The sequence below is a fragment of the Aquimarina ulvae genome, assembly GCF_053613295.3.
The window spans coordinates 1-26,366 of the sequence record NZ_JBSIBP030000007.1 but is presented as its reverse complement, the minus strand read 5'-3'; the positions used below and the strand labels follow the sequence as shown (position 1 = coordinate 26,366).

18 protein-coding genes are annotated in these 26,366 nt (G+C 35.8%); 9 read left to right on the top strand and 9 right to left on the bottom strand.

Annotation, left to right across the window (positions count from 1 at the left end; translation table 11 throughout):
* The first annotated feature begins 216 nt into the window (after positions 1-216).
* The 3 genes from ACWGOQ_RS15555 (at position 217) to ACWGOQ_RS15545 (ending at position 7,513) form a co-directional block, all read left to right on the top strand.
* Positions 217-4,614: a T9SS type B sorting domain-containing protein gene (locus ACWGOQ_RS15555; RefSeq protein WP_452059064.1), complete on the top strand. Its 4,398-nt coding sequence runs from the start codon at positions 217-219 to the stop codon at positions 4,612-4,614.
* Positions 4,615-4,649: 35 nt separating this feature from the next.
* Entirely contained in the window at positions 4,650-5,648 is a 999-nt protein-coding gene (locus tag ACWGOQ_RS15550) for a PorP/SprF family type IX secretion system membrane protein (protein ID WP_452059063.1), read from the top strand.
* A gap of 134 nt (positions 5,649-5,782) precedes the next feature.
* The gene (locus tag ACWGOQ_RS15545) at positions 5,783-7,513 is read left to right on the top strand and encodes an alkaline phosphatase D family protein (RefSeq protein WP_452059062.1); all 1,731 of its coding nucleotides are present in this window, start codon (positions 5,783-5,785) and stop codon (positions 7,511-7,513) included.
* A gap of 79 nt (positions 7,514-7,592) precedes the next feature.
* On the opposite strand, the gene lysS is transcribed toward ACWGOQ_RS15545, so the two are convergent.
* Positions 7,593-9,284, bottom strand: a complete 1,692-nt coding sequence (gene lysS / locus ACWGOQ_RS15540; protein WP_452059061.1) for a lysine--tRNA ligase — start codon at positions 9,282-9,284, stop codon at positions 7,593-7,595.
* 788 nt (positions 9,285-10,072) lie between these two features.
* On the opposite strand from lysS, the gene ACWGOQ_RS15535 reads away from it, so the two are divergent.
* On the top strand, positions 10,073-11,251 hold the full coding sequence (locus ACWGOQ_RS15535) for a TolB family protein (protein ID WP_452059060.1): 1,179 nt from the start codon (positions 10,073-10,075) through the stop codon (positions 11,249-11,251).
* Between the two features lie 12 nt (positions 11,252-11,263).
* Here ACWGOQ_RS15535 and ACWGOQ_RS15530 read toward each other — a convergent pair whose 3' ends face one another.
* The 3 genes from ACWGOQ_RS15530 to ACWGOQ_RS15520 all read right to left on the bottom strand — a co-directional run bounded on the left by ACWGOQ_RS15530 (position 11,264) and on the right by ACWGOQ_RS15520 (position 14,170).
* Complete coding sequence (locus ACWGOQ_RS15530; protein WP_452059059.1) at positions 11,264-12,151, bottom strand: thioredoxin domain-containing protein; 888 nt, start codon at positions 12,149-12,151, stop codon at positions 11,264-11,266.
* Between the two features lie 312 nt (positions 12,152-12,463).
* A complete protein-coding gene (locus tag ACWGOQ_RS15525) occupies positions 12,464-12,955 on the bottom strand; it encodes a DUF1573 domain-containing protein (protein WP_452059058.1) in 492 nt (163 codons plus the stop codon).
* 153 nt (positions 12,956-13,108) lie between these two features.
* On the bottom strand, positions 13,109-14,170 hold the full coding sequence (locus ACWGOQ_RS15520) for a response regulator transcription factor (protein WP_452059057.1): 1,062 nt from the start codon (positions 14,168-14,170) through the stop codon (positions 13,109-13,111).
* A 120-nt stretch (positions 14,171-14,290) separates the two neighbouring features.
* Here ACWGOQ_RS15520 and ACWGOQ_RS15515 point away from each other — a divergent pair, with 120 nt between their 5' ends.
* From ACWGOQ_RS15515 to lipB, 3 genes are all read left to right on the top strand, one after another.
* A complete protein-coding gene (locus ACWGOQ_RS15515) occupies positions 14,291-14,449 on the top strand; it encodes a YqaE/Pmp3 family membrane protein (RefSeq protein WP_452059056.1) in 159 nt (52 codons plus the stop codon).
* A gap of 73 nt (positions 14,450-14,522) precedes the next feature.
* A complete protein-coding gene (locus ACWGOQ_RS15510) occupies positions 14,523-15,287 on the top strand; it encodes a hypothetical protein (RefSeq protein ID WP_452059055.1) in 765 nt (254 codons plus the stop codon).
* A 36-nt stretch (positions 15,288-15,323) separates the two neighbouring features.
* The gene (gene lipB, locus ACWGOQ_RS15505; protein WP_452059054.1) at positions 15,324-16,040 is read left to right on the top strand and encodes a lipoyl(octanoyl) transferase LipB; all 717 of its coding nucleotides are present in this window, start codon (positions 15,324-15,326) and stop codon (positions 16,038-16,040) included.
* A 51-nt stretch (positions 16,041-16,091) separates the two neighbouring features.
* Here the strand turns inward: lipB and ACWGOQ_RS15500 are convergent, their stop codons facing one another.
* The 5 genes from ACWGOQ_RS15500 to rnhB all read right to left on the bottom strand — a co-directional run bounded on the left by ACWGOQ_RS15500 (position 16,092) and on the right by rnhB (position 21,506).
* Positions 16,092-17,123: a DUF8740 domain-containing protein gene (locus ACWGOQ_RS15500; protein ID WP_452059053.1), complete on the bottom strand. Its 1,032-nt coding sequence runs from the start codon at positions 17,121-17,123 to the stop codon at positions 16,092-16,094.
* Between the two features lie 24 nt (positions 17,124-17,147).
* Complete coding sequence (locus ACWGOQ_RS15495; protein ID WP_452059052.1) at positions 17,148-17,639, bottom strand: T9SS type A sorting domain-containing protein; 492 nt, start codon at positions 17,637-17,639, stop codon at positions 17,148-17,150.
* A gap of 111 nt (positions 17,640-17,750) precedes the next feature.
* Positions 17,751-18,263 (bottom strand): hypothetical protein, encoded by a 513-nt coding sequence (locus ACWGOQ_RS15490; RefSeq protein ID WP_452059051.1) that lies wholly within the window; start codon positions 18,261-18,263, stop codon positions 17,751-17,753.
* Positions 18,264-18,346: 83 nt separating this feature from the next.
* The gene (locus ACWGOQ_RS15485; protein WP_452059050.1) at positions 18,347-20,815 is read right to left on the bottom strand and encodes a ribonuclease HII; all 2,469 of its coding nucleotides are present in this window, start codon (positions 20,813-20,815) and stop codon (positions 18,347-18,349) included.
* An 88-nt stretch (positions 20,816-20,903) separates the two neighbouring features.
* A complete protein-coding gene (gene rnhB / locus ACWGOQ_RS15480) occupies positions 20,904-21,506 on the bottom strand; it encodes a ribonuclease HII (RefSeq protein WP_452059049.1) in 603 nt (200 codons plus the stop codon).
* 138 nt (positions 21,507-21,644) lie between these two features.
* Here rnhB and ACWGOQ_RS15475 point away from each other — a divergent pair, with 138 nt between their 5' ends.
* Both ACWGOQ_RS15475 and ACWGOQ_RS15470 read left to right on the top strand, forming a co-directional pair.
* Complete coding sequence (locus ACWGOQ_RS15475) at positions 21,645-23,735, top strand: putative porin (protein WP_452059048.1); 2,091 nt, start codon at positions 21,645-21,647, stop codon at positions 23,733-23,735.
* 188 nt (positions 23,736-23,923) lie between these two features.
* On the top strand, positions 23,924-26,227 hold the full coding sequence (locus ACWGOQ_RS15470; protein WP_458202829.1) for an FdhF/YdeP family oxidoreductase: 2,304 nt from the start codon (positions 23,924-23,926) through the stop codon (positions 26,225-26,227).
* Positions 26,228-26,366 lie beyond the last annotated feature (139 nt).

The window sequence follows — 26,366 nt, the reverse complement described above, 5'->3', positions numbered from 1 at the left end:
TACTTTTATTATTTTTTCTTGTATTAAATATAAGCTTGTTGCTTTCAGAGTTTATTTTGAAAGTAAAAAAAGTAATACGCGAATGTATATTCAGGTCAACTTCAGTACCGATCAATAATACCATGAATTCTTTGAGTAAAAATGCATGCAATTATAAATTGTTTGCCCGTCTTTATCATTCTTTTATAAAAACCAACATAATAAAAACCGACCATTATGATACGTAAACTATTAATCAATTGCGTAGCAGTATTTTTATTTGCTTTTAGTTATGCGCAAACTGTTACTTTTCAAACAGATGATGGCTTAACCGCCAAAACCATTTGTAAGGGAACTGATATTCAATTAAACCTCAGCATAGATCCGCCTAGGCCATCTGGTGGAACCAGTACATATAACGTACAATGGGAAAAAACAGTCAACCCCACGTTTATCAGGAACTGTCAATTTCCAAGTCCTGATGATTCTTGTTCTTTTTATCGAGAAACACCATTAGAAACAACTACTTACACAGTGACCGTTAATGGAGGTCCCTCGGGTTCTGTGAGAAGTACAGTTACCGTAACCGTAGAAGAAGTACCCAATCCAGGTTTAAATACTACGATGTTCTTATGTGGTAGATCCGGTATGATTAATTTATTTGATGAACTAGATGGTGGTCCGCAACCTGGCGGTGTGTGGAGTAATGGCACAGGGACTTATGATACAGCAGATCCTAATGGAGGTGCATTTACATATACCATTGATAATGGAGGCGCTTGTCCACCAGTTAGTGCAATAATAACAGTAAGATCTTGTGGGGATAATGACGCTGATGATGATGGAGTACCTGATGTAACGGACAATGATGATGATAATGATGGTATTCCTGATGTTATAGAAGATGGTTTTTGTACCGCTGCAACGACTTCACCTATATTTATTTTGGAAGAAGATTTTGGTTTCGGGGGGCCAACAAGAAGTAGGTATGCAGAAGGGTTAGGTTTAACATATAACCCAGTGTTACCACAGGACATTAATGGAAACGATGGGGAGTATAATGTGGCTACATCTACCCACTATCGCACTAATGTAGGATTTGATGCAACATTTTTGGCTACAGATCGTATAGGAGATGTTGATGCCGATGGAAATACAGATGGTAGGTATCTAGCTATTAATATGAAATCAAGTGCATTTGCTGATAAACCAGTTTTTGTGGCAGAAAACCTGCCTGTCCTTCCTGGAATTGAATATGATTTTACAATGTCTATAGCAGGTCTGAATAATAATACAGATGAAATAAAGGCAAGTCTAACGATAGAAGTAGTGGATCAGGCTACAGGTACCCCTCTTTTTAGTGAGGATTCTGGAGAAATATCTAATGGCACAGATGAATGGATTCTTGTACAAAGTTCTTTTGTTCCAGATGCTACTGTTAATGTTGTGACTATAAGAGTAATCAATAGGCAAGGGACAGATGGTGATGGTAATGATATTGGGATAGATAATATTTTTCTTTCTACCAACGCTTGTGATTTTGATCGTGACGGAATTCCTAATTCTCAGGATCTGGATGCTGATAATGATGGTATTTATGACATTGTAGAATCTGGAAATGCAGCAGCAGATGGAAACGGAGATGGACGTTTTGACGGGCCTATTGATGTAGATGGAACATCGACTACAGTAGTGCATAATGTTATTAATTCTGATGCAGATGCCAATCTAGATTTCCTGGATATTGATGCAGATGGTGATGGTATTATTGACAATATTGAAGGGCAGTCTACAGCTGGCTATATCTCACCAAGTGGTATCGATGGAGACTTTAATGGAGTTGATGATAGTTATGATACCAATGGAACTGCAATTGCTCCGGTGAATTCTAACACAAATACAGCTCCCGATTACATAGATAACAACTCAGATCCCGTGTCAGGTGATTGTCTGGAAGATACGATAGAAGCCTATGATACTGATCAGGACGGGATTCCGGATTTGCTGGCTGGTGGTTCTGATGTAGATGGAGACGGATTGGATGATGCTTTTGATACAGTCGTATTAGATCGATTAACTGGCGCAACTAATGCAAATAATGGAGGTACAGTCCCTACGGATTTCCCCAATAATCACAATCCGTTAACAGTAGAAAGAGATTGGAGGGAAGAAATAGGGGATGTAGATCTTGATCCTCTTGCGATTATGGTATGTGATCCTGTGGATTTGTTCGATGAGTTACCTGAGGGAACGCTAACTACAGGTAGTTGGAGTGTGCCGGCAACCGGCACAGCATTAACAGGTGGTCATTTAGGAACATTAGATCCTACCGCTACAGGTGTCTTAGACGGAGAATATATATATACACTTCCGGTATTGACGGCAGGATGTCCACCTATTAGATATCTGATAGATGTTACAATTGATGATACATGTCAATGTCCTGATATAGATGAGCCAATTGTTCCCGCAACACCTATAACTACTTGTATAGATGCTGCACCTTTACCTTCTGTAACGGTAACACTTACGTCTGGATTAGAGGGACGTTGGTACTTAGCTGATGGAGTGACTCCCATCGCAAGAGCTCAGAATACAGATACATTTACGCCTATAAGAGCAGAGTTGGTATTGGGGGACAATTTATTTAGAGTAGAAGCATATGAACCCGTAGGAATGTGTGCCAGTGATCTGGTTGACGTAATTATTACAGTCACTGCTCCTCCAGAGGCGGGAGAACCTAATGACACGCCACCAGTTCCGGTTACTTTGTGCGAAGGAAACACTGCTATTATTAACTTATACGACGAACTGACCGGAGAAGATACAGGAGGCGTTTGGACAGATCCAACGGCGACAGTTATTCCAGATGGTACCATTACTGCAAGTACAAATATTGAAGGGGACTACAGCTATACTGTATCCAGCAATGGATGCACAGACACAGCCATAATCACTGTAGAGATAAGTACTGTTCCTACGTTAGCTTTTGGAGAAACAACCTGTGCTGCTGATCGAGCTACTTATAACGCATCTTTTATCACTAACGGTAGCTGGAATATTTCGATAGACCCTGTTGATGCAGGAACTGTTGATGTAGTTAATTCGATGATTACAGCAATAACAGATGGAGTTGATATTACAATTACTGCAACAAATCCAGATAATACTTCTTGTGTAGCTATGCTGATGATTACAGCACCTGATTGTAGTTGCCCTGATGTCGCAGAGCCTACTAATCCTAGTAACGAAAGTATATGTGTTGGTTCTACAGCACCAGTGTTATCGGTTAATGTATTACCCGGCCAGACAGCAAACTGGTATGACCAGGATGGAAATTCCTTACGGATGGACAGTGCAACATTTACTCCGACAGACACTGATATAGGAGATTATGTGTATCGTGTAGAAGCTTTTGATACCACAGAAAACTGTGCTAGTGGTCGTATCGAAGTTTTTTATCAGATTCTGGATGTTCCGATTATTGACCCTATAGATGCCATCTCTGCTTGTGAATCTTATGAATTACCAGAACTCGAGCTTGGAAACTATTTTACAGAAATGAACGGAGTGGGGACGCAACTCAATCCAGGTGAAATAATTAATACAAGTCAGGTAGTTTATGTGTATGCAGAAACAGGTACAACTCCTAATTGTTTTGATGAGAAACCGCTGGATATTACCATTAATCAATTGCCTAACCCTGTAGCGCCAGTTAATCCAGGAGATCGTTTTTGTGAGCGTTATACCTTACCAGCATTGCAAAACGGACAGCAATATTTTACAGGACCAGATGGGGCCGGTACACAGCTAAATGTCGGAGATATTATATTAGAAAGTCAAACGATTTTTTTACGAGAAGTTGATGGCATTGGTTGTGAAAACGAAGTTTCATTTTTTGTAGAGATTACAAATGTTGAAGAATTAGAGATTGAGCCGGGAATCATATGCGTAGGGCCTAATACAGCCACTTCTTTTCTGATCAACACAGAATTAAGCGATATAGACTTTTCTTTTGACTGGAGTTTTGAAGGAACAATCATTCCCGGAGCTACACAATCTACCTATGAAGCAACCCAGGCAGGAACCTATACCGTAACATATACAGATGTGGTTTCTACATGTGAAGGAAGCTCGCAGATCACTATTACCGGAGTGAATGCCCCACAGAGCTTGGACCTTCAATTGTCATCAGGGTCTTTTGCAGATAACAGTGATATCATTGCTACGGTAACTGGAGATAGCACGTATCAATATATCCTTGACAATGGAAGCCCACAAGACAGTAACATATTTACAAATGTTCCACTAGGATTGCATGAGGTAACTGCCATAGATACCAATAGATGTGGTTCTGTTACGGCGTCCATTTTCGTTGTTGGATTTCCTGCATTTTTTACCCCTAATAATGATGGATTCAATGATCAATGGGGAGTTGTAGGAAATGTAGATACTCCAGAAATGGACATATTTATTTTTGACCGATATGGAAAACTTCTTCAACAATTGAATAGGGATAATCAATGGGATGGGACTTACGGTGGGAAACCGCTTCCAGCTACAGACTATTGGTTCGTGGCAGAGTTTAAAGATGGATCCGCTACCTACAGAAGACACTTTACACTAAAACGATAATGGGAATATTATTTCTTTATTTCAAAACAAGCAAGATGAAGTTTACAAAAATATATCTAACAGCAATAATGATGTTGCTGTTAACAAGAATTGGAAGTGCTCAGGAAGGGCTATCAATATACTCAGATTATCTAACAGATAACTATTATTTATTACATCCATCGATGGCAGGAGCAGCTAATTGTTCGCAGGTCAGATTAACTGGTCGCAGAAACTGGGTTGGTGAAGAAGATAGCCCCGGTTTATATACGGCTGCATATAACGGAAGAATAGGTAATTCTCAATCAGGAATCGGTGCGATTGTATATAACGATAAAAATGGTTTTTCTTCTCAAACAGGTGGATATGTTACCTATGCACATCATTTGATGTTTTCGAGTAGTGAGGCAGATTTGAATCAACTTTCTTTTGGACTAAGTGCCGGTATCATTCAATATAGATTGGATCAAACAAGATTTGACCCCAACGATCCTTTGGTTGGACCAGGATCCATTAGTGAAAGCGAGTTTAATATGGATGTGGGTTTTTCGTATAATCTGTATAACTTTTACACGCATGTAACCGCGAAAAATATATTGAAGAACTCAGGTGTCAATAATGACTTACAACTAGTTAACAACTTGCGTAATTATCTGGTGTCTGTTGGGTACGTGTTTGATCGGCCCGGCAAAACTTTTTCGTATGAACCTTCCATTTTATTTTCTCACAGAGAAGGAGTAAGCCAATCTAGTATTGATTTCAACCTGAAGATCTACAGTGATATGAATTTCGGAAAATTATGGGGAGGATTGTCTTACCGAAGAAGTTTTGACTCAATAGATTTTGTAGATGGGTCCGAAATTACGACTCAATCCCTAAACTATGTTACGCCTTTTATCGGAGTTAATTTTGGAAAATACATGTTTGCTTATACCTATTCCTATCAATCCAATCCGGTAACATTTAATAATGGCGGTTTTCATCAAATCACCTTAGGAATTGACTTTTCGTGTAGGTCAAAAAAGTATGCGTGTTATTGTCCGTGGGTAGAATAGCTTTCTTTATTGAAGTTGAGTGATTAGAACAACCTGTGATGTTTTTTATAAGGCAATAGTTTGACCTTAATTTAAAGAACAGATAACAACAAGTTTATTGTGGCAAAATACCTTTGTGTGAAAATAAACACACGATGAATAGAAGAAATTTTTTTGAAAAATCTTTGTTAGTTGCTGGGGGCTTTATGATTGCTCCTATGTATATCAGTTGTAATGACGATGATGATATGGATATCAGTATTCCAAATCTTAATACAGATAATTTTTTTGAAGGCGTAGCAAGTTTTGATCCTACAGATTCTAAAATTATCATATGGACACGATTTACACCGGATTCCGGGAATCCTAATATTATAATTAATTGGCAAGTTGCTTCGGATCGAAATTTTGAAAGTGTTGTGCGACGTGGTGAATTTATAACGGGAGCAGATAGAGATTATACTGTAGCTATAGATGTTCAGGAATTACCATCTCATAGTAAGTTTTACTATCGTTTTTTTGAGTTAGAAACGCAAACAACCTCTGTAATCGGAGAAACTATTACACTTCCTTCTTTAGGTGATACGGTAACTGACGTAAAATTGGCTGTATGTTCCTGTGCTAATTTTGCAGGAGGATTGTTTAATGTATATGGTGCAATGGCAAACTCTGAAGCTGATGTTATTGTCCATTTGGGAGATTATATTTATGAATATGGTGAAGGAGAATACGGCACTAATGAGAATACCTTGGCCTTAGATAGAGTGCATCAACCAGCTAATGAAATTATATCGCTTTCTGATTACAGAGCTCGGTACAAACAATATAGAAGCGACGCTCAACTGCAACTGGCACATCAGAAAAAACCGTTTATTTGTGTATGGGATGATCACGAAGTTACCAATGATGCCTATACTGAAGGAGCAGAGAATCATCAGGATTCTGAAGGATCATATGAGGTAAGAAAACAAACCGCTATTCAGGTTTATAGTGAGTTCTTACCAGTAAGATCGGAAGACCCTTCTAAAATTTATAGAACATTTGATTTTGGCAATGTACTAAGCTTGCATATGCTCGATACCCGAATTATTGGTAGAAATAAGCAACTTTCTTATGATGATTTTTTTAGTCCAGATACAGGATTAGATGCAGTTGCATTCCAGACAGCATTACAAGACCCTAACAGGACACTACTGGGGTCAGAACAGCTGAACTGGCTTTCTGGAGCAGTTTCCGTAAGTAGCTCCAATTGGCAAGTATTAGGTCAACAGGTATTGATGGGTAAAATGTTTATGCCATCAGAGCTTTTAATATTAATAGGAAAACTTGTAGCCGAAATAGGAGCTTTAGGAAGTGCTACTCCAGAGACTGCTGTGGCTTTTCAAACAGTATTAATCGAATTGACAACGATTAAATCAAGACTTTTAGCTGGAGATCCCACACTCACACAACAAGAAGCAGCAAGAGTGCAGACCGTTATTCCATACAACCTAGATGCCTGGGACGGATATTTTATAGAGAGAGAACAGCTTTTTACAATACTAAATGGAAAGAAAACAGTTTGTTTGGCAGGTGATACGCATAATGCTTGGTACAGCAAATTAAAAGATACAAATGGACAGGAAATAGGAGTAGAGTTTGCTACCTCTTCAGTTTCTTCTCCGGGTTTTGAAGGGTTTTTAGGTGTTGACACAAATCAAGCTGCCAGTTTTCAGCAAGCTTTGGAGATATTAATTGATGACTTGCAATATATGGATGCTACACAAAGAGGGTTTTTACAAGTTACCTTTACACCAACTACCAGTGAGGCGCAGTGGAATTTTATAAATACTATTGCTGCAGAGAATTATGCAGTTGTTGTAGGGGAAACAGTTTCTTATAGCTAGCGTGTTTTTGTATATACGTCGTTAGTCAAAACGCAACCTATGCGGGTTGCGTTTTTTATATTGTATATTTTGATATGATTTACTCAATAACCTCTACAATCAGACTGTCATCTGTTTTGGTAACTTTGGTCAAACCATGTTTAGAAAGACCTTTCATTCCCTTATCCCAAGCTTTATTACTTAAGCCAGAAGCTGATTTTAGATCTGCCAAAGCCATGCTTTGTTGTTTTTTGATGATCTCAAAAATCGCCTTTTCGTTATCATTCAGCTCTACAGCTTTCTTTTCGGGTCTCATCTGTGGAAAAAATAGCACTTCTTGTATCGATTGATTATTGGTTAGATACATAATCAAGCGATCCATACCGATTCCCATTCCAGATGTTGGTGGCATGCCATATTCTAATGCTCTGATAAAATCATTGTCGATAAACATCGCTTCATCATCTCCTTTTTCACTTAGTTTTAATTGTGCTTCAAAACGCTCTCTCTGATCAATAGGGTCATTCAACTCAGAATATGCATTCGCAATTTCTTTACCACAAACCATGAGCTCAAAACGTTCTGTAAGCTCCGGATTGTCTCGGTGCTCTTTGCATAACGGACTCATTTCCTTAGGGTAATCTGTTATGAATGTAGGTTGAATGTAGTTTCCTTCACATTTTTCACCAAAAATCTCATCGATCAACTTTCCTTTACCCATCGTTTCATCTACTTCAATACCCATACCTTTAGCAGCTTCGCGAATTTCGCTTTCAGATTTTCCGGTAATATCAAACCCTGTAAAGTGTTTGATAGAGTCAGTCATCGTTACCCGTGCATACGGAGTTTTGAAATTGATGGTATGTTCCCCAAAAGTAGCTTCGGTAGTTCCGTTAACTGCTATCGAGCAGTGTTCAACCAGGTTTTCAGTAAATTCCATCATCCAGTTATAGTCCTTATAGGCTACATAAATCTCCATAGCGGTAAACTCTGGATTATGCGTACGATCCATTCCTTCGTTTCTAAAGTTTTTAGAAAACTCATACACCCCATCAAAACCACCTACGATTAATCGTTTTAGATATAACTCGTTAGCAATTCGCATATATAATGGAATATCTAAAGAATTATGGTGCGTCACAAAAGGACGTGCCGCTGCACCACCAGGAATAGGTTGTAAAATTGGAGTTTCTACTTCAAAATACCCTTTGCTGTTAAAGAACTCGCGCATCGCATTAAAGAGTTTTGTTCTTTTTACAAATACATCCTTAACTTTTGGATTCACTACCAAATCTACGTATCGCTGGCGGTACCTCAATTCGGGATCGGTAAACGCATCGTGTACTTTTCCGTCGGTATCCGTTCTTGGTTGAGGTAATGGTTTTAGGGTTTTACTTAATAAGGTAAAGTCCTTAACCATGACTGTTTTTTCGCCTACCTGAGTGGTAAACAGTTCTCCTTCTACACCAATAAAGTCGCCAATATCGAGTAGTTTCTTATAGACTTCATTGTATTTGGTTTTGTCCTCACCAGTACAGATTTCATCTCTGTTAAAATATACCTGAATACGGCCTTTAGAATCCTGTAATTCGGCAAAAGAAGCTTTTCCTTGTATACGTCTAGACATTAATCTTCCTGCAATGATTACTTTTTTTCCTTCTTCGTATTGCTGTTTGATACCCTCAGAAGTATGGTCTACCGGAAATAAAGCAGCCGGATACGGATTGATACCAAAGTCGCGTAGCGATTGTAGTTTTTCTCTTCTTACAAGTTCTTGTTCTGATAATTGCATAATGCTGCCGTTTTAAGCGTGCAAAGATACAAAGTATCGTATAATCTTTCAATTGATTTTTAATCATAGTAGAGTAGAAACGGTATTATATGAAAAGTTATGAGTTACGGTTGTAGAAATTAACTGAAAATGATCTCAACCCCTATGTTGTTCTTCAAAAAACACTTAAGGAACATTGATTTAATAAAAATCAATCAAAAATATAGTAAACCTACTTAATCCCTAGATAAATATACTTGTCAAGTACCTCCAGATAGTGATATAATGTTAATTTTTTTGATAATTATATCGTGTTTTTTGAGTACACATAGGTGTAGAGTTAATCTCAGACTCCGAGTAAATGTTATAGATTATTGTCCTATTTGTAGATAGCATCTTGGTGCATCTAGATGATTTTGTTTGTGGTTCTATAAGAAGATTCTACGGATTTAGATGGTAAACTAGATACAAAAACTCTAAACCTATTGTATTCACGACTATTCTTACATGGATTGTAAATCCGAACTATTCAATAGCCCAAGGGTTTTCTTCCACACCTGTTAAAATTAATAACAGAATCTAAATTTCTTACTTTTTTAACACTTTATTCTTTTAAGGATCAGTACATTGTGTTTGTAACACGAATCAGAGTACAATTAATGCTATGGGGATAGCAGCATCGTAATCTTTATAAAATATATGTGTATTTGTCTATAAAAGTACTATAAGCAACAGTGTGTTGTGATACACATTAGTTTTGTAAATGAGCAATGATATACGTTGTACGCGATCAACAAAAAAAGTAATCAATGACATTGCAAAAAAACCTTTTGGGGCTGGTTTTTTTCTTTTTTTTAAATTCAACATTTTCTCAGCAAAAATCATTAGGATTACCTAATGTAATGGGTGATACTTATGATTTTATAAAAACAGCCAATCTATATCAAAATCCAGCAGCAGATGTAGCTGTACAACCAAATATCACTAAGAATCCAAAAGAATCGGACGTTGATCATTCTTTGTCAGACAACACCGCCATAGTACCTAATGCATCAGAAAACTTTTTGATAAAACCCTTATCTATAAACTCTGAGAATTCTGACTATGCACCAAGCTTTTATAAGGGAGAGCTCGTATTTGCTTCTTCTCGCAATAGCAAATCCCTGACTGTGATACTACAGGAAAACACGAACGAGCCTTTCTCGGATTTGTATACCACCAGTAAAAATATACCTGATAAAGAAATATCAAAACTAAAAGGAGCGGTCAATACCAAATTTCACGAATCTTCTGCCACCTTTAGCCCGGATGGCAAAACGGTGTACTTTACTAGAAATAATTACTCTGAAAGAAAGTTTAAAAGAAATACAAAAGGTTGCGTCTTATTAAAAATATACAAAGCAGATTACAATAACGGCAAATGGAAAAACGTAAAAGAGTTACCCTTCAATAGCAACGAATACTCTACTGCACATCCAGCTCTATCTCCTGATGGAAAATTCCTGTATTTTGCCAGTGATATGCCAGGTAGTTATGGTAAGTCTGACATCTACGTAGTGGCTATACATAAAGACGGAAGTTATGGCACTCCTCAAAACTTAGGAAGCCTGATCAACTCTGCTGGTAGAGAAACGTTTCCGTATATAAGTGATAAAGGAACCTTGTTTTTTACCAGTGATGGCCATGTTGGTTTTGGGGGATTGGATATTTTTATGGTCTTGCCTGATACAGATAAGGGTTGGCAAATTTACAATATGGGAGCTCCTATAAATAGCTCTAAAGATGATTTTACCTTTATCATTAATGAGGAAAATATGATGGGATATTTTGCCAGTAACCGTTCTGGCGGTAAAGGTAGTGATGATATTTATGGTTTTAAACAAATGATTTCGCTTCAAGAATATCGTGATCAAACACCTAAAATCAAAAGAAAGATCCAAAGGCATATTGAGGTAAAACCGACTACAGAAGAAATTACATCATTTTAAACCTTATAGTTTTTATTTTGATAATTTCTTTAGAGCAGCAAGTTTAGTGTTGATTTCCTCATTTTTTTCAAAAGTTAAAGACTTTTCATAATACATGATAGCATCAGGAATGTCTTTTGTTACTACTAGTTTGTTTGCTAAACTTATATATGTTTCCGCTTCGTTAGGAAACAGCAGGATATTAAATTTCAGTATTTCTACAGCTTCTTTCTTCTTGCCTGTATAAAACAAAACATTGGCATAGGTGTTCAATTCGTATAAACTTTTTGAAATACTACTATATTCTTTTGCAAGAGATTCAGAATATTTGGCAAGGTATTTCAGACCTTGTGTTTCAATAATTGTGTTCACTTTAGTGACTAAAGGATAGTTAGGCGTATAGTTTCCTGATAGAATATCGCTAATATCTTCTTCGATCGTTTTTTTAGGAGATTCTACTATACGGTTAACTTCCTTACCGTTTTTATAAAAAATAAAGGTGGGCACACGATGAATGTTCAAACCTTCGTGTTCACCTCCAGTGCTTTGTTTATAGTACTTTCGATCTGCTTGCACCGCAATAGTCGTTAATCGGTTTATCGGAAAACCACTGGCATTTAATACCTTGTAAAAACTTGGAACTTCTTTTTTACTATCTCCACACCATGTACCCATAAACATTATGATGGTGTACTCCTGTAAACTTGTTTTTATACTATGCACTACCTTTTCATTAGGGGTATACGATTCATAATTTTTAGAAAACCAGTTATGGTAAGGAGCGGTGTTTAGTTTTTGAAAATTTATTTTCCCAACAAGATGAAAGACTCCTTTTGTAGTATTAATTTCCTGATTAAAGCTTTGTCCAATAACAGGGGAAGATATCGTAACAAAAGTCAGTAGGTATAGTATTGTTTTCATGAGTGTATAGTTAGTAGTTAGCATAAGATCAAGTATATTTTTCTTATTGGATAGATTTCAGCCCAAGTATTATATGTGTCTGTCTATCCGGCTATTATAATACTCGGGTTGTTGAATGAGTCGTAATTTATTTTTCGTTTTATTAGCATTCTTTTATGGCAATAAGAAAGTTGCCGAGTAATGCTTACAAAATAAATGGTTGAACCAACCACATTTTTTCAAGCAGAGTTAAGACCTAGCATCTCGAAGTTTGCTTTTCAGGACTTTAAAAATAACTTTCTATGGGATTCTTCTTAGTTACCGAAGGACTCTTTACTTACTTATAGGAACTCCGCTTGATGGACTTTTAACCTTTGGTGTCACCATTGCTTTTACTTTTAGAATTTGTTTTCCTGTGGCGGTATTAGTTGTGATTGTAACTTCCTTGTTTTGTAAGTTAGGTTTGCCATTGGTATTAAAGGTGATTAACATTTCTTTGGACGTACCGGGAGCAATGGGTTCTTTTGGCCAGTTAGAAACAGTGCAACCGCAACTTCCTTTCGCATTAACAATCACCAACGGTGCATTACCTGTATTAGTAAAAGAAAATGAATGTTCTAGGATGTCACCTTCTGCAACGGTCCCAAAATCAAATTCAGTTTCTGCAAAAGTCATCACTGGAGCTGCGTCTTTATTGAAAATGTTTTGATCAGTTTGCATAGCAATTGTTTCTGAAGAGTTGTTTTTTTTAGTTTGATTGCTACAAGAGATCATAAGACCAGCAGTAATCGTCAATAATAATACAAAAGCGTTTTTAGTTTTCATGTCTTTTTAATTTATAAGTTCTTAATAGATATCGTATTCTAATTCTGAATCAAAACTCTGGACATGTGATGAAAAAAACAATGAAAGTAAGGTGGAGATAGGGACTAGACCCCCGATGGAAATTTGAGTTTTAATAGAAAAACCTATTTAAAATTACTTATTCTTGTATAGTGTTTTTACCTCTTCACGGCTTTCTACACCTATTTTCTTGTACAAATTATTAATATGTGTTTTTATTGTACTCACACTTAAAAATAGTAAAGAAGCGATTTCTTTATTGGTCTTCTCCTGTAGAATGAGATCTAATATTTTTTTCTCTTGTTGGGTAAGTTTCTTTTCTGTAATCTTATATGAGTTCTTATATTTTTTTAATTTCAGAAATTGAATAACGTTTACTAATCCGGATAGCACGAACAGCAAAGAGAGAATCCATAACCAATAGGTAGTGGTCTCATTAGTAATTGCAACAGAGAATTTATCTGCTGCCAGTTCAGTTCTATATTGTTGCACATACGAACTGTTAGGATACTTGTTTTCTAGCCTTTTTGACAATGCATCATAATAAGTGTTCTTTTTTAAATCCTGTAAATAATAAGTGTATAGATTATTTGACTTATTTGACAGAAAAGAATAAATATATAATTCTGTTAGTGGTTCTTGTTGGTTTATACCGTATTCCTGTAAGGTCTGAAACCACTTTTTAGTGTTTACTTTTCTGTTAGTTTTACTACGATAAGAATTAAATGCATATCGCATGTTTTCGATTATAGAATCTACCTGTAAGAAAGCACTGCTTCGTTCGTTTGTTGATACCACTTCACAAAACACTTCGTGCTCTTGTGTAAAAGGTAAATAGATGGTATCCGAGTTTTTAGCAATAAAAATAATTTCTTTACTATTCAGACAGATGCCATTGAAATGAATAGATTCTTCACCTGTTTCTGAGCAATTTTCGGTATGAATACGATACAGGCTGTTTTGAGAGGGTAGATTATTGTCTGTAAACACAAAATATCCCGTACTGTCTGGTTGTACTTTTTGGATAATCTGTTCAGGATAAATTCCTGACATTTGTCGGTAATCTTCGATCAACGACAAATAAACATTATTGTCCTTATTACTAGGATCCACATAACCCGAAAATTGATATTGACTCCAAAGTGTAGTATAACCGGTTAACAAAGTGATACAAAGAATAATTCTTATGTGTTTCATAACGTAATACCTGGTCTTTTTATAGAAACTATGCCAAGATAAAAATAATTTTAGGATAGGGATGTAACATAATAAGATATAAGACTACCTATAATTGTATTATTTAATTTATTTTTGTTTATGAGTATTTGGAGAGTTTTATTATCGATTTTTTTTCCGCCGCTAGCAGTTTTAGATAAAGGTTGTGGATCAATTATCATTGTACTTTTGTTAACCTTGTGTGGATGGGTTCCTGGAGTTATTGCAGCACTAGTGATCATAAATAATCCAAACAGCTGATTTTTAGAGTTTAATACCTTGTAAAACTCCTGATATTTACAAAAATTTAAAAGAAATTGAAAAAATTTAATGTATGAAAAAAGTTTCACTCTTTATACAAGTACTGTTGGCAGTAACACTTTTAGTCGGATGTCAGTTTTCAGAAGATTTACACATTAATGAGGATGGAAGTGGAAAAATATCTTTCAGTTTTGATGGTTCTGAAATTATGGAAATGGCAGGAGACAAAGTAAACGAAGGAAAAGAAGAAATCATAGATTCTACCTTGGTTTTCAAAGAATTTCTGGAAGAGAAAAAAGATAGTATTGCTACATTACCAAAGGAAGAACAGGAAAAGTTAAAAAAACTGGAGAATTTTAAGATGCATATGCTGATGAACCCTGAATCCTTGGAGATGAAATTTGATCTCTATTCAGAATTTACAACGGTAGAAGAGCTAGACGACGTGTTTAATAGTTTTAAAACGGCATCTTCTATTGGAAATAAAAACACACCTAGTCCGGCTGCTAGCCCGGTAGGAGACCCTTTATCTAGTTCTGAAGGAGAAGATCCTACGCGAGTGGTATATTCTTACAAAAAGAATAAATTTAAAAGAGTTACAGAAATTCTGGATAGAGAAAAACTAAAAAAGAGTCTAGACAGCATAGAACAGATGAGAATGTTTTTAGCAAGTTCTAAATATAAAATCAATTATCACTTTCCCAAAAAAATAAAAAAGATTTCCTCTGATAAGGCATTATTTAGCCAAGATGGAAAAAGTTTTACATTAGAAGTTGGTTTCCTCGAATTTATGGAAAATCCTAAAGTATTGGATGTAGAAGTAGAGTTGGGAAAATAAAAAAATGCTTCTTTTCTTAGTATAGAAAAAGGATAAATGAATAAGAAGATTGAAATACAAGAATTGGGGTTAAAGGACTTTAAAGAAACCTGGGAATACCAAGAGGCACTCTTTAAAGAAATTTTGGATACCAAAATCAAGAACAGAAGAGAGGCTGCCAATCTGGATACAAGCAACTACTTTCTTTTTGTAGAACATCCCCATGTGTATACCTTAGGAAAAAGTGGAGACATTAGTAATTTGTTATTAAACGAAGAACAACTACAAAAAAAAGGAGCTACCTTTTATAAGATTAATCGTGGTGGAGACATTACATATCACGGACCAGGACAAATTGTTGGATATCCTATATTGGATTTAGATAATTTTTTTACAGATATTCACAAATATCTGCGTTTTCTGGAAGAAATGGTTATACTAACCTTAGCAGAATACGGAATCAAAGGAGTTAGAAGTGATGGAGAAACGGGAGTTTGGCTAGATGTGGGTACACCTTTCGCCCGCAAAATTTGTGCAATGGGTGTAAGAGCCAGCAGGTGGGTTACTATGCATGGTTTTGCTTTTAATGTAAATGCAGATCTGGGCTATTTTGATAATATTATTCCGTGCGGTATCAATGACAAAGCGGTCACTTCTTTACATGTAGAATTATCGGTAGAAAAGGTTGATATTTCTGAAGTAAAAGAAAAACTACTAAAACATTTTACCGATCTTTTTGAAGCAGAGATGATACAACAAAAAACCGAAGTATAGTGTACTCCGGTTTTTTTTGACTAAAAACTAAACAAATCAAATAGGTTGGGGTTAATTTATCTTATATCCCTCAAACCAACTACCGGTTCCATCTACCCGAACGTCTTCTCCAGTAGTAAAGTTTCTGAGGTTGACATATATTTCTTGACCTACAGTTAAGTAGTAAATACCGCTGACATTGATTTTTACATCATCTCCATCCATAATCTGACTGTAGCGCGCGCTACTATCTACATTAAAGTTGATTCTAAAGAATGCATCGGTAACAAAATTAGATTGTCTTACTACCGATTGTAAGTAATAATAACCGGTTTCTGGAACCACATACCTTTTGGTTGAGGTATTAAAAGCATTTCTGGTATCATACGTTACAATATCCCAAATATCAGTTTCTATAGTTGTACCGCCGTCTAAATCTTTTACCGCAAAGCCGTTTCCTCTAACCTTAAACACCACCGGCGTAGTAGTAGCGGTAGCATTATCTACATAGGTTTTTACGGCTCTTTCTGTTGGGACAGCATTGTTACTATTGCTTCCCAAGCTTTCATCTGTAGATATTTCGTTTACTGAGACGCCATTTTGTAATCTTAAATCTCCATTTACATCTAATTTAGCCGTAGGATTTCGGTCAATACCTACATTTCCACTGTTTATGTTGTTAATATCATTTCCGTTGGAAATCCATCGGTTATCTCCAGATGTTATGGCATAAGGTACTGCCATGAGTTCGTTAGTTCCTACTTCAGCCCCGTTTAATGAAACCGTTATATAAGATGCAATACCTCCCCATTGCAATGTGCTAAAATCACCAGTTACCGGAGCCCCATTACCAATAAGCAAACTAAAAACACCGTTTGCACTCGTGGTAACCGTATGGTTTTCCACATAACTAGCAGCTATGTCTGGTGCTCCAAATTTGATAGCAATTTGTATATTGATTGATTGATTATTCAGAATTTCTCCGCCAGCATTTTTGGCCACACCCTGATAGTTGATAAAGTTTTTTTGTGCGGATTGCGCGGATAGCAATGTGCAAAAGAATAACGCGCTAACCATTATTAAATTAGTTATTATTTTTTTCATGATTTTAGAATTTCGAAAGTGAGATTAATTTTTAATAATTTTAAATGTTTTGGTATCATTTACTTCGGTATTAAATAGCGTAAGCATATAGATTCCTTTTGCCAATGAGCTAATATTAATTCGATCTCCTTGAGGAGAAGGACTTACTTCTCTGCTAAGAACTTTTTGACCACTTACATTGAATATAGACAGTTGGTAGTTGGCGATATCTGGTATTCTGATTGTAAAAAAATCTGATACGGGATTAGGATACACTACAATTGCTCGACCATCCGTTTGAAATTCTGCTGTAGATAATATATTTTGCGCAGCGATTCCTGACCAGAACCCTTGTTCTACGGATTGCGAATCTGATATCGTTCTGATAAAAGTTTCACCAATTGTAAAAGTGATAATATGAGATGTATTAGCATTGGTGCCGCCAGCATTAGAAACAACATTGGTATCTATGGACTGTGCATTACTAACAAAAGCTAAACAGTATAAGAGAAACGTACTTATAGTTTTTACGACCATGGTTTTTAAAGTTTTTGAAGGTGATTTTGTTATTGAGAAAAGAATTGTTGCCAAGTTCAATGGAAAAACTGAAAAAATCAGTAATCGATTTTTTCAGTTTTAGTTCCTGATTTAATTTCTGAAAATATCATTGATTCCCGAACCACTTACGGTTAGATCATTATTGGATAAATCTTCATCGTTATTATGATCATTTCCATCGATAAAGATATCAGGGTCATAACTCAGAACGATTCGATAATCAGGTGGGAATTCGCCTTCTGCTGGAGATGAGGAATTCCAAGGCCTCATATAACTAACTGTTAATGTTTCTCCTACAGCTAGATCGGTAAAATTTACTGTACCAACCAAATCTCCCGGAGCGGGTGCTCCCAAATTTCTTTGATATAAAAGGATAGCTTGTTGTCCTGTAGAGGAGTTAAAATCAGATTCGCCAGTGTTTGTAACAGTTCCTGTAATAGTAGCAGTTCCTGTAAAATCACTGCTCCCATCTCTTACAATTGAAAAAGTAATGGAAGACGCTTCTAAATCAATAGTTCCTAATGCGGCAGCATCGTCATCGCTATCACACGAAATGAATAAAGCTGTAAGCAATACTACCGATAAAATTTTTAAAGTTTTCATGACATTTTAATTACGTTATTTCACATTAGTGCGATACGTAATCAAAAAGTTAACATAAGAATTATATTATATCGATAGGGATTCTAATTTATCTGATAAATCAGAATGCTATTTTCTTCTCCCTGTACAGTAAATTCCAGATTAGGATCTTTATCCATATTGCCAAGGCTAATAATAGAATTGCCATACACAGGAAAATTAGGAAATAGTTCAGCGTTACTATCGTATAGGTATACTTTTTTAGCCTGTATGTCGGTAATAGCTACATAGATTTTGTTGTTTATATAGAATATTTGAGGCGTTGTATAAACTCCAAAATCAAGTTCCAGCGTTCGCTCTTTGATGGATAATTTGTTTTCAGAAAAAGTAACCAGTGTTTTATTAGTAGCCGCTAATGAGCTGTTTTCATTCAGTTCTTTATCTGTCAATAATATAGTGCCATCGGATTGAATCTGAATAAGCTTTCCGTCTTTGGTAAGAGATGTAAATTTATTTTCATATTGTTGCCATTGATTCTCAGAAAAACTAACATTCTGTTTTACATCAACCCTGGTTCTTCCTAATCGATCAAGGATGTTAAGCTTTCCATTTTCTTCAGACATAAGAATGTAATCTTTACTGCCGATACGGATATGATGAGGAGGCAAGACCAGATTAGTTGAAGTCCCTTTAAACCCAAACCCGCTTACAATTTTCCCTTCTGCATCAAACATGGTTATATCCTTTCCTTGTGTAATTAGGATTCGATACCGTTTGTTCTTATCATAATCAAATAAAGACAATGGTTGTGTAATTGGTTTTTCGAATTTTTTAGGATATGGCGGTACGTCGTTACCATCTCTGTCTACTAGATATAAGGTGGTTTCTGTATTAAATAAGAGCTGATACCTTCCGTTTTTATAAATATCAATTTGCTGGATATCACCCATAATGGCACCATTAATCTGTTTTTTCCAGAAAATACTTCCTTTTTTAGAAACTAAATAAAGATTATTATCTACATCCTGTATAGCGATATCCATACCTTTGGTTCTGTGATTTTGAACCAGAATTGGCCTGTTTAAAACCTTATTTTCTAAAGTAGTAGAGGCTGTTTGGGTTACCGAGGTTGCAGCACCTTTGCTAACGTTCTTCTGGAAAACCCCATGGATATGTGCAAAGTTATTTTCTTTTGTGATTTGTAATGCGGCCATTGCATATCCTTTGGTATTGACCTCATTCCACTGTTTTTTATAAGATTCTGCTACGTTACGAACCACATAATCTTTAAGTTTCTTAGTAGAACCTACCATCAATATAGAAGATTCATCAGATAGTTTTTCCATAGCATTCGTATAGAACACCTGCTCCCCAAGTATGGTTTTATTGAGGATATTTGCAATAATTGCTTGCAAACTATTTTTAGATGATCCGAATACAATATGACTCTCATATACAAAATAAAATTTTGCTTCAAACTCGGGCATAAGCGGTTTTAGTAATCCAGAAAAAGTGGTTGTTTCTTCGTAGCTGAAAATATCAATGTTTCTGTACGACCCAGAAGCGGTTCCTGCTAATTGTTCCAAAGTGTTTTCAGGGGCTAGGGATGTTAAGGTGAATACTGTTTCGTTTTCCATAAAAATCATTCCGATTTCAGAAACCCCGGATAGCAATTCATCTAGTTCATCAGGAATATTTTCTATTTCGCGATCTTGGGCTAATGCCAAATTCTTTTTCAAGATATAAAAATCGTCATAGGTAAACGACACAAAACCATTGGCCGTAACAGGAGTTACTTTTGCAATCTTGTTTTCCTGAGCAATAGTATTGTCAAAGATACCGATCGTACTCGATAAAGAATCTTTTTCTATTGCAATACCATCAATGTACATAGCATTTTGTTCTAACTTGGCATCTACTGATATCCATCCGCTAAAATTCGATATTTCTGAAAAATCCGTACTAGGTAATAGGGAATTATGAATTTGGCTAAGCTGTTTTCCATTCATTAAAACAGATACTGGGTTTTTGGGGTCAGAAACATCGTATGCTTTGATAAGATCTTCACTAACAGATGTCTTGTTTTCTTGCTGTCGAATAGCATTTTCTATCAATATCTGAGATGAAGAAGCTATCAATAAACTATCTTGTTTAGTAGCATAAAATGTATTGTTGCCAGAGATTACTTTATGTATGATCTTGTTCGAATACGTTATGTTTTCAATATTCTTTTGACCCAAAGAATCTTTATCAACGATAGAAGCGTCAAATTTAGATATATACGTGTACTCAAAATCATTTTTACCAATCGGAGAAAAACACAACAATCCTTTAGATTGGTTGATTTGATTTAATATTGGAAGCTTTTTGAAATACGTAAAAAATTGAATTTCACTATTTTTTTTCAGGAAATCATTGTCCCTTAGCATATTCCTGGTTTGTTCCAGGTCATTGATTTTTAAGATTACCTGAGCATCCTGAGGGATATAATCAATAAGTGTGTTCGGTTTTTCTGTAGTTGTGTTACAAGCTAAAACAATTGTTGATAGTAGAATTACAACTATTTTTTTCATGTGTTTGTTTTCCTTTTTATTCTTAATTCTATGTAAGCCCCATTATTTCGCACTTAATTGCCAAACATGTCTTAAACACCAAAGATAATTATTTGAATTCTAGTGTAAGCTGTTCTGGCAACAATCTAAAACTTTTTCTGTGATATTTAGTAATTCCATATTTTTGTATCGCCTCTCGATGCTCTGCGGTGGGATATCCTTTGTTTTTTTTCCAGTTATACATTGGGAATTCTTCGTGTATCTTTTCCATAAATTCATCCCGATAGGTCTTTGCCAATACAGATGCTGCTGCGATATTCATAAACTTAGCGTCACCTTTGATAATGCAAGTATGTGGGGTCGTATGATAAGGTTTAAACCTGTTCCCATCGACAGAAATATGTTCTGGCTGTGGTGTTAATTGCGCAATAGATCGTTGCATGCCTAGTATCGAAGCGTTTAAAATATTGATCTCATCAATCTCTTCCATATAGATGTGTGTCACACCATAGGTGATAGAACAGTCTTCTAATAGTGGGCGCAATGTTTTTCTTTTGGCTTCACTAAGCTGTTTAGAGTCATTTAAGACATCATTGCTGAAATCATCAGGAAGGATAATGGCTGCCGCAGTTACCGGTCCTGCCAAACAACCACGACCAGCCTCATCAGTACCGCATTCGATGAGATCAGGTTTTAATTTTAATTTGAGCATGCTACGAAGATAATGTATGATCAGAACATCAGAAAACTATTTTTGAGAATCAGGAAAAAAACTTAAGACTAAAACGAACAATCAGGAGCATTAACTTTCGTTAAAAAAGTATATTTTTGCCAACAGTTTACGATATAGATGAAAAAGAACATAGTATTTATAATTGTACTTCTTACAGGATATATAACATTTGCTCAGGAAGGAAATGAAGAAGAGATAAATGAAGGAACACAAACGATTCCTACTAGACCTGAATTTAGAAGAAGTGAAAAATCATTATCTAAAAACAATAAGAAAAAACCTCCTGTAACCGATTATAAAATTATTGATATCCATAATGATACTACATTTGTAGATACCACATTAACTATTCAAAGAGATTATAACTTTAATTACTTGCGCAGAGATGATTTTGGGTTGCAACCATTAAACAATGTAGGTCAGAGTTACAATAGTCTTATAAAAGTAGAAGAACGTGATCATTTATTGCCATTGTTTGGAGCCAGAGCAAGGCATTTTAATTTTATGGAAGTAGAAGATATCCTATACTACAACGTTCCTACGCCACTTACAGAATTGTATTTCAAGACTACGTTTGAGCAAGGACAGCAATTGGATGCTTTTTTTACCGTAAATACCTCTCCAAGATTAAACCTTTCTATTGCGTACAAAGGAAACAGATCGTTAGGTAAATACCAACATGCACTGACTAGCACAGGTAATTTTAGAGCAACCGCAAACTACGCTACAAAAAACGACCGATATCGAATGAGAACACATTTTGTGTCTCAAGATCTTCTCAATGAAGAAAACGGAGGGTTGTCAGCAAGTGGATTACAACAGTATCTTAGTAGCACAGAAGAATTTCAGAATGCTGATGATTTTGCTGATAGAGGAGCGATAGACGTTAGTTTTGAAAATGCAGAAAGCATTCTATTGGGCAAAAGGTTCTATCTGAATCATAGCTATTCTATTATCAAAAAAACAGATAGCAGTGCTACCAATGTTGCTATTGGTCATATATTAGACATTACAGATAAGTCTTTCCAATTTGACCAGACTACACCAGTTGATTTTTTTGGAGAATCCTATGAATCCGGAGCGCTGACTGATAAAGTGGCGTTAGAAGATTTTAGTAACCAGCTGTTTGTAAAAGTGAATAATGATTGGTTAGGAACTCTAACCGTTAATGCCAAAACTTCTAATTATAATTATGGATATAATACAATAGTGAATTTAGGAGAGAATATCGATGACAGTGTCGAAATTACTAACAGGCTTAAAGGAGATATTTATGCTATTGGAGGCTCGTATCAAAAAAATTATAAGGGTTTTCAATTAGCAGCCAACGGGATGTCTATCGTATCAGGAAATTTTGATGGCAATTATGTAAATGCATCTGCAGGATATCAACTTAAAGATTATGGATTGCAGTTAGGAGTCAGCGCAAATTCGGTAGCGCCTAATTATAACTTTTTATTGTATCAGAGTGATTATGTTGGATATAATTGGCAAAACTATAATAACGATACGAGTCAGAATTCTTCTTTAGTCAATTTCAAAAATATCGAAACTCGAAAGATTCAAGCAAACCTAAAGATAAAAAAACTGGCTAATATTGAAGCTAGTTATACTACCATCGATAATCACACCTATTTAACAAAAAATCAAGATTCATTGACAGTTCCAGAGCAGTTTGGAGAAAGCATAAATCTTTTGAAGCTTAAGCTAACACAAACATTGAATTTAGGTTGGTTGGGCTTTAATAATACCATAGTTTATCAAAATGTTGGCGGTGCTGTTAATTCAGCAACCAACGGAAATATTAGCAGAACCTATAGTGTATATAATGTACCAAACATAATAACAAGAAATAGTGTTTATTATCAGGATCATTGGTTTAAGCGAGCATTGTTTCTGCAAACAGGTGTAACATTTAAATACTATTCGGAGTATGATGCCGATGGATATGATCCTGTGTTATCAGAATTTTATGTGCAAAGTCCAGAAGAAATACTATCGTTTAATGGACCTGATATAAAACAAACTTTTGGAGGTTTTCCACAATTCGATATCTTTTTTAATGCGAAAATAAGACAAACCCGTATCTACTTTAAGGTAGAGAATTTTGGAGAAGCATTTAGCCAAAATAATGAATTTTCTGCTCCCGGATATGCGCCTCGTGATGCCGTGATCCGTTTTGGACTAGTTTGGAATTTCTTTTTATAAAATTTGGGCGTATCCCTACATTACATTTCAGGTCGGGCTATCCGCGCTACATGGTAGCTAGCTGCTATCCCTTACGCAAAGGATTTACCGTGTGGCCAAAATAAGATAAATCGTTCTTTTCAGGCGGTTATTGATGGAAAGGCATTCAGCATTTTGACGTATCTTTGAGAAACATTACACAACATTTTATGAGTACTGCCAAAAAACGAAATATCTCTTTTTTAGGACCTGAAAGTTTTACTGGGATCAAACTGGAAAAACCTGCAGAATATGCAGCTGGAGTTCCTGGAGTTAAAGTAGCACTTCAGCACGTTTTTAGAGAAATGGGTGTTGTAAAGTCTATGAGCGGTCTTTTTAAGATGAATCAAAAAGATGGGTTTGATTGCCCTGGCTGTGCCTGGCCAGATCCCGAAAAACCTTCTAAGCTTGGCGAGTATTGTGAAAATGGAGCAAAAGCACTGGCAGAAGAAGCAACCAATCAAAAAGTAGACCGTGATTTTTTTGCTAAATACTCTGTAGAAGAACTCTCTCATTGGTCAGATTATCAAATCGGTAAAAGCGGAAGGTTGACAGAACCTATGGTCCTGAAACCTGATAGTATATATTACGAACCAATATCTTGGAAAGAAGCTTATGAATTAATTGCTCATAAATTACGCGAATTGGATTCCCCGGATCAGGGAGTGTTTTATACTTCAGGAAGATCTAGTAACGAAGCCGCTTTCCTGTATGGTTTGTTTGTCAGAGCTTTTGGCACTAATAATATGCCTGATTGCTCAAATATGTGTCACGAATCTAGTGGAGTAGCATTGAGTGAGACTTTGGGAATAGGCAAAGGTTCTGTAAAGCTAACGGACTTTGATCAAGCAGAAATAGTAATGGTGATTGGGCAAAACCCAGGGACAAACCATCCAAGAATGTTGTCAGCTTTACAGAAATGTAAAGAAAACGGAGGAAAAATAATTAGCATCAATCCTCTGGAAGAAGCAGGACTTATTAGATTTAAAAACCCTCAGGAGATTAAAGGGATAGTAGGTTCAGGTACTTCATTAACCGATATACACCTTCAGGTAAAAATAAATCAGGATGTCCCTTTGTTAAAAGTAATTCAAAAAAAATTGGCGGTTTTAGATAAGGAGAGCAAAAACGTATTTGATCATCAATTTATTGATACGTATACCGATGGTTACAAAGAGTTATTAACAGATTTTGATAAATATTCCGAAAAAGAGTTAATCAATTTATGTGGAGTAGATGAAAGCTTAATTAACAAGGCTGTTAATTTGCTGGCAACAAAGAATAAAATTATAATTTGCTGGGCAATGGGATTAACCCAACATAAAAACGGAGTCAATAATATAAAGGAATGTGTAAATCTTTTGTTGCTCAAAGGAAGCCTGGGCAAATCAGGTGCAGGAACCTGTCCGGTCAGAGGGCATAGTAATGTTCAGGGAGATCGTACTGTAGGGATAATGCATCACGTATCTCCTACGCTGAATAAAATTATCAAGAAAACGTTTGGTTTTACTCCTCCGGATAAAGAGGGCTTAGATACGGTACATGCTATAGAAGCAATGAATAAAGGTAAAGCAAAGGTGTTTATAGCGCTTGGAGGTAATTTTTTGTCTGCAGCGTCCGATACAAAATATACAGCAGCGGCACTTCAGAACTGTGAGTTAACGGTCAATATAAGTACTAAGTTGAATAGAACGCACCTAGTGGCAGGCAAAACAAGTTTGATATTACCAACATTAGGGCGCTCAGAATTGGATCAAAAAGATGGAAAACAGAGGTTTATTACGGTAGAGAATAGTATGGGAAAAGTACATCGCTCTAAGGGGGTGTTACGGCCGGCATCAGGCAATCTTATGAGTGAACCCGAAATCATTGGTAGAATAGCAAACACCTATTTTAAAAGCGATCATCCCGTACAATGGAAACAACTTAGTGAGGATTATGGGTTGATTCGAGAAAAAATAGAAGCTGTAGTTGAAGGTTTTAAAAATATAGACACTAAGTCAAAAGGAACAGGTTTTTATTTGCCTAATAACGTGAGGGATCTGGATTTTAGTAAACTTCCAAATGGGAAAGCGCAATTTAGTTGTTGTGATTTGCCAAAACACACACTAAAAGAAAATGAATTTTTGTTAATGACAATTCGTTCACACGATCAATTCAATACCACTATCTATGGTTTGGATGATCGTTACCGTGGTGTGTATAATGAGCGCCGTATCGTTTTGATGAATACTTTGGATATGAACATGTGTAATTTAAAAAAGCTTGATGTCGTTAATATGATCAGTAATTACGATAATAAAAAAAGAAAGGCATCCAGTTTTTTAGTGCTACCTTACAATATACCCGAGGGTAACCTGGCCGCGTATTTTCCTGAAACCAATGTTTTGGTTCCCCACAACCATTATGCAGATAAAAGTAACACGCCGATTAGTAAATCCATTATCGTAACCTTAGAAAAGCCTTCTAATTAATTTATTTTTTTGGATGTAAATTAAAGGTTTCGAGGTTATTATAAAAAGGTTAAAATTTTCTTTTATTTTTTTATTGTTGATTAGAAAAAGGGTTGTATGTTTGCACCCGCAAAACGGGATAATGTTTTGTTAGTTCTTT

Bases quoted from the DNA above. Each gene is read 5' to 3' on its own strand.
- ACWGOQ_RS15530 (WP_452059059.1), bottom strand. From the start codon at position 12,151: ATGAAAACAATACTATACCTACTGACTTTTGTTACGATATCTTCCCCT.
- ACWGOQ_RS15485 (WP_452059050.1), bottom strand. From the start codon at position 20,815: ATGAAAAAAATAGTTGTAATTCTACTATCAACAATTGTTTTAGCTTGT.
- lipB (WP_452059054.1), top strand. From the start codon at position 15,324: ATGAATAAGAAGATTGAAATACAAGAATTGGGGTTAAAGGACTTTAAA.
- lysS (WP_452059061.1), bottom strand. From the start codon at position 9,284: ATGCAATTATCAGAACAAGAACTTGTAAGAAGAGAAAAACTACAATCG.
- ACWGOQ_RS15475 (WP_452059048.1), top strand. From the start codon at position 21,645: ATGAAAAAGAACATAGTATTTATAATTGTACTTCTTACAGGATATATA.
- ACWGOQ_RS15515 (WP_452059056.1), top strand. From the start codon at position 14,291: ATGAGTATTTGGAGAGTTTTATTATCGATTTTTTTTCCGCCGCTAGCA.
- ACWGOQ_RS15525 (WP_452059058.1), bottom strand. From the start codon at position 12,955: ATGAAAACTAAAAACGCTTTTGTATTATTATTGACGATTACTGCTGGT.
- ACWGOQ_RS15510 (WP_452059055.1), top strand. From the start codon at position 14,523: ATGAAAAAAGTTTCACTCTTTATACAAGTACTGTTGGCAGTAACACTT.
- ACWGOQ_RS15495 (WP_452059052.1), bottom strand. From the start codon at position 17,639: ATGGTCGTAAAAACTATAAGTACGTTTCTCTTATACTGTTTAGCTTTT.
- ACWGOQ_RS15470 (WP_458202829.1), top strand. From the start codon at position 23,924: ATGAGTACTGCCAAAAAACGAAATATCTCTTTTTTAGGACCTGAAAGT.
- ACWGOQ_RS15490 (WP_452059051.1), bottom strand. From the start codon at position 18,263: ATGAAAACTTTAAAAATTTTATCGGTAGTATTGCTTACAGCTTTATTC.
- ACWGOQ_RS15520 (WP_452059057.1), bottom strand. From the start codon at position 14,170: ATGAAACACATAAGAATTATTCTTTGTATCACTTTGTTAACCGGTTAT.
- ACWGOQ_RS15555 (WP_452059064.1), top strand. From the start codon at position 217: ATGATACGTAAACTATTAATCAATTGCGTAGCAGTATTTTTATTTGCT.
- ACWGOQ_RS15545 (WP_452059062.1), top strand. From the start codon at position 5,783: ATGAATAGAAGAAATTTTTTTGAAAAATCTTTGTTAGTTGCTGGGGGC.
- ACWGOQ_RS15535 (WP_452059060.1), top strand. From the start codon at position 10,073: ATGACATTGCAAAAAAACCTTTTGGGGCTGGTTTTTTTCTTTTTTTTA.
- rnhB (WP_452059049.1), bottom strand. From the start codon at position 21,506: ATGCTCAAATTAAAATTAAAACCTGATCTCATCGAATGCGGTACTGAT.
- ACWGOQ_RS15500 (WP_452059053.1), bottom strand. From the start codon at position 17,123: ATGAAAAAAATAATAACTAATTTAATAATGGTTAGCGCGTTATTCTTT.
- ACWGOQ_RS15550 (WP_452059063.1), top strand. From the start codon at position 4,650: ATGAAGTTTACAAAAATATATCTAACAGCAATAATGATGTTGCTGTTA.